This window comes from Pelagibacterium lacus (genome assembly GCF_003345525.1).
Classification (GTDB): Bacteria; Pseudomonadota; Alphaproteobacteria; order Rhizobiales; family Devosiaceae; genus Pelagibacterium; species Pelagibacterium lacus.
In genome coordinates this window covers 297263-308496 of sequence record NZ_QQNH01000001.1, presented here as the reverse complement: position 1 = coordinate 308496, position 11234 = coordinate 297263, and the positions used below count along the sequence as shown (strand labels likewise).

Genomic DNA, 11234 nt, shown 5'->3' with positions numbered 1-11234 from the left:
CGCGCGACCCACTTCCTAAGCTTCTTGCAACTCGCCGCAGCAATGCTGTGGATGCGATGAATGTCGATTCAGCCTAGCCCTTGAGCGCCGCCGCCACCGCGTCCGCGAGCGGCGTGGTGGGACGCCCGATCAGGCCCGAAAGCGCGTGGCCGTCATGGAACAGCGCCCCGTTCGCGGCGTCGACGTCGAACGCGGCCAGCGCTCCGGCAAAGGCTTCCGGCACGCCCACGCTCTTCAGCACAGCGGCATATTCGTCCTGGGGCAGGTTGCGATAAGGGATGTCCTTGCCGGTCTGGCGGGAAATCTCGGCCGCAAGCTCGGTGAGGGTGTAACTGTCGTCCCCGGCCAGCTCATAGGTCTTGCCGTCATGGCCGTTCCCGGTCAGCACGGCAACCGCCGCCTCGGCGAAATCGGCGCGGGTGGCCGAAGAGATGCGGCCGTCGCCGGCGCTGCCGACAAAGGCGCCGGCCTGCACCGCGCCCGGAATCGAGACCGCGTAGTTTTCCGTGTACCAGCCATTGCGCAGCACCGTATGGACAATGCCCGATTTCTCCAGCGCCGTCTCGGTCTGCACATGCTCGGGCGCCAGGCTCAGCGCGGAGGTATCGGCATGCAGCAGGCTGGTATAGACGATGCGCTTGACGCCCGCTTTCTTGGCCGCGTCGATGATGTTCTGGTGCTGGGTGGCCCGCTTGCCCACCTCGCTCGAGGAGATCAGCATCAGCGTATCGATGCCGGCCAGCGCCCGGTCGAGCGTATCGGGCTTTTCATAATCGGCCTCGCGCACCGCGACGCCGAGATCGGCGGCCTTGTCGGCGCTGCGGGCCAGCGCGACGATCTGCTCGGGCGCGATCTTTTGCTTGAGCTTTTCAATGAGAATGCGGCCCAATTGGCCCGTGGCACCGGTTACGGCAATGGTCATGGCTGGCTACTCCTTGTTGTGATGGTCCAGGGCCATGATATAGGTAGGTACAAACTCTTCGTAAGTACGCACGGAAAGGTAAGTATGGAAAATCGTGACAATGGCCCCCCGGCGGGGCTCTCCGACAAGCTGAATGGCGAACTGCTGTCGGCCGATTGCCCCTCGCGCGGCGTGCTCAAGCACGTGACCAGCCAGTGGGGCGTGCTGGTGCTGATCGCCCTGCAAGGGGGAACGCACCGCTTTTCCGAACTCAGGCGCCGCATCGGCGGGGTCAGCGAGCGGATGCTGGCCCAGACGCTGCAGGTGCTGGAGGCGGACGGATTCGTGGCGCGCCGCGCCTATCCCGTGGTGCCGCCGCATGTGGAATATTCCCTGACCCCGCTCGGCGAGGAGGTGGCGGAAAAGGTCCGGGTGCTGGCCGACTGGATCGAAGTCAATTTCCACCGCCTTCCGGCCAGCCGGCGCGCGGCGCAGCGCCCGGCGCGGGTCCCGGTTTAAGCCGCGCCCGCCCGGTCCCAGCCGACCTTCTTGCGGTAGATGGTCGAGGGGCTGATCTCCAGCGCGGCGGCGGCCTTGGCGATATTGCCGCCAAAGGCGTCCAGCGCGTCCTCGATGATCCGCTGCTCCTGCCGCCACATGGGCAGCACAGGCGGCGGGCTGCAATCGGCGAGGGGGGCGGATAGCCCGCGCGCCTCGATATCTGCGGCCAGCCCCATGTCGAGGGTCACCGGGCCGCCGTCGAACATCACCACGATGCGGCGCACCAGATTTTGCAATTGCCGTACATTGCCCGGCCATTCCCGCGCGACGAACAGGTCGGCCACATCGGGCGCGAAGCCCGAAAACCCCTTGTTCTCTTCCGCCGCGAACCGGGCGAGAAAGCTCTGGGCCAGGGGCATGATGTCACACGGCCGCTGCCGCAGGGGCGGCAGGTGGATGGGCAGCACATGCAGGCGATAGAACAGGTCCTCGCGAAACTTCTTCTCGCTCACCAATTGCATGGGGTTGCGATTGGTGGCGCAGACCACCCGCACATCGACCGGCCGGGCCCGCGATTCCCCCACCCGCGTGATGGTTCCGGTCTGGAGAAAGCGCAGCAGTTTCGATTGCAGCGCCAGGTCCATCTCGCCGATCTCGTCGAGAAACAGCGTGCCGCCATCGGCCATCTCGATGGCGCCCTTGCGGTCGGCATGGGCGCCGGTATAGGCGCCCTTGGCCGCCCCGAACACTTCCGCTTCCATCAATTCGCGCGGGATCGCCCCGGCATTGAGGGCGATGAACGGCCCTGCGGCGCGCGGCGAGCGCTTGTGCAGCGCTTCGGCGGTGACTTCCTTGCCCGTGCCGCTTTCGCCGGTGACGAACACCGGCGCGGCCGAGGGGGCGATGCGCAGGATCTGGTCGTAGACCGCCCGCATCTGCGGGCTGGTGCCCACGAACCCTTCGAAATCGCTGGTTTTTTCCGAGGCCGGCTCCTGGGCGACGGCGCGGGCCTTGCCGTGGCGCTGCCCCAGTTCCCCCAGCCGGGCTGCAAGCACGCGGCCGGAAATCGGCAGGTTGAGATAATCATGGGCGCCGGCCTGCATGGCCGCGACCGCCAGCGAGACCGAGCCGCTGTCCGACAAGGCCACGATCAGCGCGCCGCGCGCCGCCCCGGCCAGCGCCGAAAACGCCGTCTCGATCTGGGCGCCCACATCCTCCAGCGTCGCCGTTTCGGCCAGCACCACGTCGAAGGGCGTGGTGCGCAGGCTGCGCAGCCCCTGTTGCCCGCTGGTGCAGTGGACCAGATCGACCCCTTCGCCCCATTGCGCGAAAATGGCCGCCATCGTCAGGCGCGACCGCTCGGGCGCCCCGTCGATGAGCAGTAGTCTAACGCTTGCGTCCGATGGGCATCCATCCCGCATCAGGCCGTCTCTCCCTGGCAGATTGTGGGCTCAAGGCTTGCGCTCACTATCGATCCATTAGGGTAAACAAACGGTTGGCAATGCGCGCTTTGCCGCCGTCGCATGCTTTTTTGCGCCGCGCTGCGGTGGTAGTGATAAAGCTGTGGAAGCGCCGTGATTCCCTTGGTTTGGGGGTTGGGAAGGACTTGCAGGGTCTTGTCTACATCTTCGTGGGAATTTGTGCCGCCGCCCTGGCGATCGCGGCCTATTTCCTCCTGGGCTTCACCCCGATCGAATCCCTGCTGCTGGCGCTGGTCGTCGGCCTTGGCGGGGCGCTGATCGAGGAGCGCTCGGCCCGCCGCCGCGCCTTCGCCCGGCTGGAGCGGGGCGTCGAGGACATGGGGCGGCTGCTGGCCACCGATGCCCGCGCCGGTCAGGTGCTTTCCGAGCGGGTCAACGCCATCGCCGATCTCGACCTGGGCCCGCGCCTCGATGTGATCGAGGCCGATATGAGCGTTTTGGGCACCGTGGTCCGCCAGGTCGCCGAGGCGGTGTCCGAACTGGAAAGCGCCCGCCCGCAGCCCCGCCCGGCCGATGACCGCGATGGCTTCGATGCCGGTCCCGCCCTCCTGCGCCGCCCCAGCGTGCCGCTGGGCGAGGTGCGCCGGGCGCTCGACGAGGGCCGGTTGGTCCACCACGTCCGGCCCATCATGCGGCTTCCCCAGCGCAAGGTGCAGGCCTATACCCTTGTGCCCCGGCTCGAGATCGACGGCCAGCTCGTCGACCCGCCCGAATTCATGCCCGTCCCCCATGGGGAGGGCGACATGGTCATTCGCCGCATCGAGCGCATCGGCGCCGATGAGGGCGTGCGCATCGTGCGCCGCGCCCGGCTGCTCGGCGAGCCGGTCTCGCTGCTGCTCGACATCTCCCCCTCGACCCTGGGCGACCGTGACGCGCTCGACCAGTTGCTCAGCGTGCTCGCCGCCAACCGCGCCGTCAATCCCGACCTGGCCTTCGCCCTCGACTATCGCGACTGGGCCGCCCTCGACCGCGCCGCCGCCGATGGGGTCGCCGCCCTCGTGCAGCAGGGCGCCGGCCTCGCCATCCGCAACGCCACCACCCTGCGCCTCGATTTCGCCGGCCTCGCCGAAAAGGGCGTGCGCTATGTGGCGACCGCCGCGCGCCCCTTCCTCAAATCGCCCTCCGCGCTCACCGATTTCCACGCCTCCGACATCAGCGATTACATCCGCCGCTTCGGCATCAACCTGCTGATCACCGGCACCGACGAGGAGACCGACATTCTCGGCCTGCTCGATGACGGCATCCGGCTGGCGGAAGGCCGGGCGCTGGGGGCCTTGGCCCCCCTCGGCCCGGAGCTGAGCGACGAGGCCGGCGACCAGCTCCGCCGCGCCGGCGCCCGCTGAGACATCAACCATGGATCGGACCCGACAATGACGACGATCACCGCCGCCACTCCGGGCCTTTCGGCCCTCGCCCCCCGCTACAAGGGGATACTGTCCGACGTCTGGGGCGTCGTCCACAACGGCATCGAGCCCCATTGGAGCGCGGTCGAGGCGCTGGTCGAATACCGCGCCCGCGGCGGCAGCGTGGTGCTGATCACCAACGCTCCCCGTCCCGGCGGCCCGATCATCGACCAGCTCGACGCCATGGGCGTGCCCCGCGAGGCTTATGACGCCCTCGTCTCCTCGGGGGACGCCACCCGCAGCCTGCTCGAAAACTGGCGCGGCCGCACTGTCGCCCGGGTCGGTCCCGCCTCCGACGATCCGCTGTTCGAGGGGCTGGAGATCGCCTTCGGCCCCGACGATGTGGCCACCGCCGTGGTGGTCACCGACCTCGACACCGACGACGACACCCCCGCCGATTACCGCGACCGCATGGCCATCTGGCTTGAACGCCGCCTGCCGCTGATCTGCGCCAATCCCGACAAGGTGGTCGAGGAGGGCGACCGCATCGTCTATTGCGGCGGCGCGCTGGCCGATGCCTATGAGGATATCGGCGGCCGCGTCATGATGGCCGGCAAGCCCTATGGTCCCATCTACGAGCAGGCCAAGGCGCTGCTCGATTCCGCGGCGGGGCACCGCTTCGCGCCGGACGAAATCCTCGCCATCGGCGATTCGGTGCGCACCGACGCCATGGGTGCCGCCCAGTTCGGCATCGACCTGTTGTTCATCACCGGCTCCATCCACGCCGCCGAGCTCGACGCCTTCAACGATCCCCCGGCCAAGCGCGTCTCCGATTTCGTCTCGGTCTCCCGCGCCAATATGGTGGGCTTCATGCCCCGGCTCGCCTGGTGAATTTTGCGGACGATCCCCGGGCGCTGGCCGAATTCATCCGCCGCAACCTGCCCGTTCGTCCCGTTCCCGGCCTGCCCCATATCCGCCTCCACACCGCCACCGCGTCGAGCGGCGTCTGGCGGCTGGGCGGGGAGGGGGCGCCCTATTGGCCCTGGTGCTGGGGCGGCGGACTGGCCCTCGCCCACCACCTCGCCGCCTGCCCGCAGGAGGTGCGGGGCCGCCGCGTCCTCGATCTGGGCTCCGGCTCAGGCCTCGTGGCGATCGCCGCAGCTATGGCCGGGGCAGGGGAGGTCCGCGCCGTCGATACCGACCCCCGCGCCCTCGCCGCCATCGGCCTCAATGCCGGACTCAACGGCGTGGCCATCGCCGCCGTCGCAGGGGATCTGCTCAGCGGCCCGCCGCCCGATGCCGATCTCATCCTGGTCGGCGATCTCTTTTACGAGCCCGAACTGGCCCGGCTTGTGCTGGCCTGGCTCGATCTCTGCCGCGCGGCGGGCCTCGAGGTGATGGTGGGCGATATCGGCCGCGCCGACCTGCCCCTTGCCCGGCTCGCGGCCGTGGCGGCCTATCCAGTCCATGATTTCGGCCAGCCGCCCGGGGTCCCCGGCAGCATCGGCACGGTCTATCGCATGCGGGCGTGACCTTTCCCCCTTGCAATCTGGGCGGCCACGGGGCAGGTTCCGGCCACATTCAGACGCCCGGTCCCTCCGCACACACATGACTTCTGGCATTGCTTTCACCGTCCTCGATGGCCTCGCCCAGGTGCCGCCCGCCCTGCGCGGCGGCGTGGTGGCCATCGGCAATTTCGATGGCTGCCATCGCGGCCACCAGTCGATCCTCGACGCCGCGAGGGCTCTGGCGCGGCAAAAGGGCGTGCCCTGCCTTATGCTCACCTTCGAGCCCCATCCCCGCGACGTCTTCGCGCCAAAACCCTTCCTGTTCCGCCTCAGCCCCCGGCCAGCCAAGGCGCGGCTGGCCGAGGCGCTGGGGTTCGACGCCCTGGCGGTGATGGGGTTTTCCCGCGACCTTGCCGCCGTCGAGGCCGAGGACTTCGTTTCGCGCTTCCTCATCGATGCCCTCGCCGTGTCCGACGTGGTGATCGGCGCCGATTTCCATTTCGGCAAGGGCAGGGGCGGCACGCCCGATTTCCTGCGCGCCCAGGGAGCGTCGCACGGCTTCAACGTCATGGTCGGCGACATGCTCGACGAGGGGGAGGAGCCCGTCTCGTCCTCGCGCATCCGCGCCGCGCTGGCGGCGGGCGATCTGGGAACCGCCAACGGGCTTCTGGGCTATCACTGGTTCTTTTCCGGCCCCATCGTCACCGGCGACCGGCGCGGGCGCGAACTGGGCTATCCCACGGCCAATATGGAGGTGCCCGAGAGCTTCGGGCTGGCCCAGGGGGTCTATGCGGTGAAGGTCCGCATCGGCACCGAGCTGCTCTCGGGGGTGGCCGCCTATGGCAAGCCCATGTTCGACAACACCCGCCCGCCCTTCGAAACCTTCATCTTCGATTTCGACCGCGATATTTACGGCCAGACCGTCGAGGTGGCGCTCGTCTCCCATATCAGGGGCCAGATGACCTTTGACGGCCTCGACCCGCTCATCGCCCAGATGAACGCCGACAGCCGGGCAGCCCGCACCGCCCTCGCCGCTTCCCGCCCTCTCTCCCCCCTCGACGCCGCCCTGGGCTTCATCACCGGCTGAGCACGCCGCCCGCCACCGCCCGCGCCATCAACCCCATCGACTTTCCCGTCATGCTGCTGTTAAAAGCGGCACCAACCGACCGATACTGCATGCTTTGCGAGTTCCAATGACCGACACGCAACCGGGCGCGACGACAGAGCGCGACTATTCCGACACCCTGTTCCTGCCCCAGACCGCTTTCCCCATGCGGGCCGGCCTGCCGCAGCGCGAGCCCGAATGGCTCAAGCGCTGGGAAGACATGGACCTTTACCGCCTGCTGCGCGACGAGAGCCGCGACCGCGAAAAGTTCACGCTCCACGATGGCCCTCCCTATGCCAATGGCAACATCCATATCGGCCACGCGCTCAACAAGACCCTCAAGGACCTCGTCTCGCGCTCCATGCAGATGCTGGGCTACAACGCGGCCTATGTGCCGGGCTGGGACTGCCATGGCCTGCCCATCGAATGGAAGATCGAGGAGCAGTATCGCGCCAGGGGCAAGAACAAGGACGAGGTGCCGATCAACGAGTTCCGCGCCGAATGCCGCACCTTCGCCGAGCAATGGGTCGATATCCAGCGCGAGGAATTCAAGCGCCTGGGCGTCATGGGCGATTGGGACAACCCCTATCTCACCATGAGCTTCGATGCCGAAGCCACCATCGCCAGCGAGCTGATGAAGGTCGCCGCCTCCGGCCAGCTCTATCGCGGCTCCAAGCCGGTCATGTGGTCGGTGGTCGAGCGCACCGCGCTGGCCGAGGCCGAGATCGAATATCAGGATTACGAGAGCGATGCGATCTGGGTGAAATTCCCGGTGGCCGAAGGCGCCCATCCGGATGCATTCGTGGTCATCTGGACCACCACCCCCTGGACCATCCCCGGCAACCGCGCCGTCTCCTATTCCTCCCATATCGCCTACGGCCTCTACGAAGTCGAAACCGCCGAGAACGATTTCGGGCCCCAGCCGGGCGAAAAGCTGGTCTTTGCCGACCAGCTCGCCGCGGAAAGCGCCAACAAGGCCAAGCTGACCTTCAGGCGCCTCGCCGATGTCACGGCCGAACAACTCGCCGCCATGACGCTGCATCACCCCCTGCGCGGCCTCGGCGGCGGTTATGAATTCGCCGTGCCTCTGCTCGATGGCGACCACGTCACCGACGATGCGGGCACCGGGTTCGTCCATACCGCCCCCAGCCACGGCGCCGACGACTTTGACGTCTGGATGGCCAAGGGGCGCGACATCGCCGCGCGCGGCATCGATACCGCCATCCCCTTCACTGTCGACGATGCCGGTTTCTATACCAAGGACGCCCCCGGTTTCGGCCCCGACGCCGAAGGCGGCGCGGCGCGGGTCATCGACGACAAGGGCAAGAAGGGCGACGCCAACCAGCGCGTCATCACCGCGCTGATCGCGGCGGGCAATCTCTTCGCCCGGGGCCGGCTCAAGCACCAATACCCCCATTCCTGGCGCTCGAAAAAGCCCATCATCTTCCGCAATACCCCGCAATGGTTCGTCTATATGGACAAGGACCTTGAGGGCCAAACCCTCTCCACCGTCCCAGGAACCCCTTCTCCCCTGGTGGGAGAAGGTGGATCGCGAAGCGAGACGGATGAGGGGGGCGCCACGAGCTCCGCGCCCGAAGGCGGTCTCCAACAGGGCGCCGCGCCAGACACCCTGCGCACCCGCGCCCTTGCCGCCATCGACCGCACCCGCTTCGTGCCCCCTGCCGGGCAGAACCGCCTGCGTTCGATGATCGCCGACCGCCCCGATTGGGTGCTGTCGCGCCAGCGCGCCTGGGGCGTACCCATCACCGTCTTCGTCCACAAGGACACCGGCGAAATCCTCAGGAACGAGGCCATCAACGCCCGCATCGTCGAGGCCTTCCTCGCCGAGGGTGCCGACGCCTGGTTCGCCGAAGGCGCCAAGGCCCGGTTCCTGGGCAATGACGTGCCCGATCTCCAAGCGTGGGAACAGGTTTCCGACATTCTCGACGTGTGGTTCGATTCCGGCTCCACCCACGCCTTCGTCCTGCGCAACCCGCAGAAATGGCCGGACCTCAAATTCCCCGCTTCCATGTATCTCGAAGGCAGCGACCAGCATCGCGGCTGGTTCCATTCCTCGCTGCTCGAAAGCTGCGCCACCAACGGCTTCGCGCCCTATGAATCGGTTCTGACCCACGGCTTCACCATGGACAAGAACGGCTTCAAGATGAGCAAGTCGCTGGGCAACACCATCGCCCCGCAGGACATCATCAAGAAGTTCGGCGCCGACATATTGCGCCTCTGGGCCGCCACCATCGACTATTCCGAGGATCACCGCATCGGCGACGAAATCCTCGCCAATACGGTCGAGATGTATCGCAAGCTGCGCAATTCCTTCCGCTGGCTGCTGGGCAATCTCGCCCATTTCCAGCCGGGCGAAGCGGTGGCCCATGCCGATATGCCCGAGCTCGAGCAATTGATCCTGCACCGCCTCGCCGTCTTGGACGAGGAGGTCCGGGCCGGCTATCGCGCCTATGACTACAAGCGCGTGGTGACCACCATCGCCAATTTCATGAATCTCGAGCTCTCGGCCTTCTATTTCGACATCCGCAAGGATGCGCTCTATTGCGACCCGATCTCCTCGGTCCGCCGCAAGGCGGCGCTGACCGTGCTCGACCAGCTCTATTCCTGCCTCACCGCCTGGCTCGCCCCGGTGCTGGCCTTCACCATGGAAGAAGTCTGGCTCGAACGGAACCCGGGCGAAACGTCCAGCGTCCACGCCCGCACCTTCCCCGAGGTTCCGGCCGCATGGCGCAATGACGCTCTGGCCGCCAAATGGACGCGGATTCGCGCCGTGCGCCGCGTGGTGACCGGGGCGCTCGAAATCGAGCGCCGCAACAAGGTCATCGGCTCCTCGCTCGAGGCCGCGCCGCTGGTCGCCATCACCGATCCCGACCTTGCCGCCGCAGTCCAGGGCCAGGACCTCGCCGAATTGTGCATCACGTCTGCGCTGACCCTTGAGGAAAAGGCGATTGCCGGCGACGAGGCTTTCCGTCTCGACGAGGTGCCGGGGGTCGCGGTGGTGTTCCGCCTCGCCGAGGGCACGCGCTGCGCCCGCTCCTGGAAGGTGCTGCCCGAGGTGGGGTCCGATCCCGACTATCCCGACCTCACCCCCCGCGATGCGCAGGCCATGCGCGAGCGCGCCGCCGCCGGGCTCGGCGTATGACGGCGTTGCAGAAGCCATCGGTGGCGTGGAGCCTCGTCCTCGGCGCCGCCGTGTTTCTCCTCGACCGGGCGCACAAATATCTCCAGGTCGATCTGGGCGGCTGGACCGGCGGCGAGGTGATCAGTATCGCCCCGTTCTTCGATTATGTCCTCGTCTGGAACACCGGCATTTCCTACGGCCTGCTCGGCGGGCTGGGGGCGGAGATGCTGCTGGTTGTCATGGGGCTGGCCATGCTCGCCCTTGCCTGGTGGTGGTGGAGGGACCAGGCCTTCCTCACCCGCATCGGCATCGCCCTCGCCATCGGCGGCGCCCTCTCCAACGCCATCGACCGGGTGGTCTATGGCGCGGTGGCCGATTTCTTCCACTTCTATGTGGGCAATTTCTCCTGGTATGTCTTCAACATAGCCGATATCGCCATCAGCGCCGGCGTGCTGGTTCTGATCATCGACGTCCTGCGCCCCAAGGCCCGGACCGAGGCGCAACCCTAAATCGGTCAAATTCTGGCGTTAGGTGCCGCGATAGGGTATAAGGCCGAAAAATAGTGATAAAAGTCCACGGGTCCAGAGGCGTCGATGCGTAACGGTGTTGAGAGTATTGGCAAGGCGAAGCGCTTGCTGCGCCTGGGCTTTTTGGCTGTGGCGGCGGGTCTGGCCCTCTCGGCCTGCACCACCGTCGAGGGCACCAACGCGCTGGTCGATCCCCTGACCTTCGAGCGCGAGGTGATGCGCTCCACCCTGCAGGGTGTCGGCATGGTGCCGGGGGAGGAAAAGCCCATGGTCTCGGGCCAGCGCAGCCCGCTCGTCCTGCCCGCCTCGGGAGTGACGCCGCCGCCGCCGGGCACCTCGACCGCCGTCATCCCGACCGATTCCAACACAGCGGCCCTCAATACAGCCGGCCTGACCACCGCCGATCTGCAGGCCCTGCGGTCCGGGCGCGTCATCAGCGCCGATGCGCTGTCGGGCCGGCCGCTGACCGAGGCCGAGGCGCGCCAGCTCGCCGCGCGGGCCGCCGCCCAGAACGCCAATACCCAGCGCAACATCTACCTGCCTCCGGCCGATTATTTCCAGACCATCAACGGGCGGTCGCTGATTTGCCAGGCCCCCGATGGGCAGCTTGTCTCGATCACCGATTCGCGTTGCCCGGCCGAGGTGCGCGCCTCGCTGACGCGGTAGTCGCCGGACCAGAACCGGAAAATCCACGGGGCGGGGCCGCTGGCCTCGCTTTGTTTTGCT

10 protein-coding genes are annotated in these 11234 nt (G+C 67.3%); 8 read left to right on the top strand and 2 right to left on the bottom strand.

Translation table 11 applies throughout. The features are described from left to right. Positions 1-73 precede the first annotated feature (73 nt). Positions 74-922: an SDR family oxidoreductase gene (locus DVH29_RS01535; RefSeq protein WP_114644376.1), complete on the bottom strand. Its 849-nt coding sequence runs from the start codon at positions 920-922 to the stop codon at positions 74-76. 84 nt (positions 923-1006) lie between these two features. Here DVH29_RS01535 and DVH29_RS01530 point away from each other — a divergent pair, with 84 nt between their 5' ends. Next, positions 1007-1420: a winged helix-turn-helix transcriptional regulator gene (locus DVH29_RS01530; RefSeq protein ID WP_114644375.1), complete on the top strand. Its 414-nt coding sequence runs from the start codon at positions 1007-1009 to the stop codon at positions 1418-1420. Here the strand turns inward: DVH29_RS01530 and DVH29_RS01525 are convergent. Beyond that, the gene (locus DVH29_RS01525) at positions 1417-2823 is read right to left on the bottom strand and encodes a sigma-54-dependent transcriptional regulator (protein WP_245944843.1); all 1407 of its coding nucleotides are present in this window, start codon (positions 2821-2823) and stop codon (positions 1417-1419) included. The genes DVH29_RS01530 and DVH29_RS01525 overlap by 4 nt on opposite strands. A gap of 185 nt (positions 2824-3008) precedes the next feature. On the opposite strand from DVH29_RS01525, the gene DVH29_RS01520 reads away from it, so the two are divergent. From DVH29_RS01520 to DVH29_RS01490, 7 genes are all read left to right on the top strand, one after another. After that, complete coding sequence (locus DVH29_RS01520) at positions 3009-4226, top strand: EAL domain-containing protein (protein ID WP_114644373.1); 1218 nt, start codon at positions 3009-3011, stop codon at positions 4224-4226. 27 nt (positions 4227-4253) lie between these two features. Then, the gene (locus tag DVH29_RS01515) at positions 4254-5117 is read left to right on the top strand and encodes a TIGR01459 family HAD-type hydrolase (protein WP_114644372.1); all 864 of its coding nucleotides are present in this window, start codon (positions 4254-4256) and stop codon (positions 5115-5117) included. Further along, on the top strand, positions 5114-5758 hold the full coding sequence (locus DVH29_RS01510) for a class I SAM-dependent methyltransferase (protein WP_245944842.1): 645 nt from the start codon (positions 5114-5116) through the stop codon (positions 5756-5758). The genes DVH29_RS01515 and DVH29_RS01510 overlap by 4 nt, the downstream gene beginning before the upstream one ends. Before the next feature lie 76 nt (positions 5759-5834). Then, positions 5835-6821, top strand: a complete 987-nt coding sequence (locus DVH29_RS01505; protein WP_114644370.1) for a bifunctional riboflavin kinase/FAD synthetase — start codon at positions 5835-5837, stop codon at positions 6819-6821. Between the two features lie 106 nt (positions 6822-6927). Beyond that, positions 6928-10002, top strand: a complete 3075-nt coding sequence (gene ileS / locus DVH29_RS01500) for an isoleucine--tRNA ligase (protein ID WP_114644369.1) — start codon at positions 6928-6930, stop codon at positions 10000-10002. After that, entirely contained in the window at positions 9999-10490 is a 492-nt protein-coding gene (gene lspA / locus DVH29_RS01495; protein ID WP_114644368.1) for a signal peptidase II, read from the top strand. The genes ileS and lspA overlap by 4 nt, the downstream gene beginning before the upstream one ends. Before the next feature lie 84 nt (positions 10491-10574). Further along, entirely contained in the window at positions 10575-11174 is a 600-nt protein-coding gene (locus DVH29_RS01490; RefSeq protein ID WP_147275972.1) for a hypothetical protein, read from the top strand. Positions 11175-11234: the final 60 nt, after the last annotated feature.

Coding starts and splice junctions, on each gene's coding strand:
- lspA (WP_114644368.1), top strand. CDS start 9,999: ATGACGGCGTTGCAGAAGCCATCGGTGGCGTGGAGCCTCGTCCTCGGC.
- DVH29_RS01535 (WP_114644376.1), bottom strand. CDS start 922: ATGACCATTGCCGTAACCGGTGCCACGGGCCAATTGGGCCGCATTCTC.
- ileS (WP_114644369.1), top strand. CDS start 6,928: ATGACCGACACGCAACCGGGCGCGACGACAGAGCGCGACTATTCCGAC.
- DVH29_RS01515 (WP_114644372.1), top strand. CDS start 4,254: ATGACGACGATCACCGCCGCCACTCCGGGCCTTTCGGCCCTCGCCCCC.
- DVH29_RS01525 (WP_245944843.1), bottom strand. CDS start 2,823: ATGCGGGATGGATGCCCATCGGACGCAAGCGTTAGACTACTGCTCATC.
- DVH29_RS01490 (WP_147275972.1), top strand. CDS start 10,575: ATGCGTAACGGTGTTGAGAGTATTGGCAAGGCGAAGCGCTTGCTGCGC.
- DVH29_RS01530 (WP_114644375.1), top strand. CDS start 1,007: ATGGAAAATCGTGACAATGGCCCCCCGGCGGGGCTCTCCGACAAGCTG.
- DVH29_RS01505 (WP_114644370.1), top strand. CDS start 5,835: ATGACTTCTGGCATTGCTTTCACCGTCCTCGATGGCCTCGCCCAGGTG.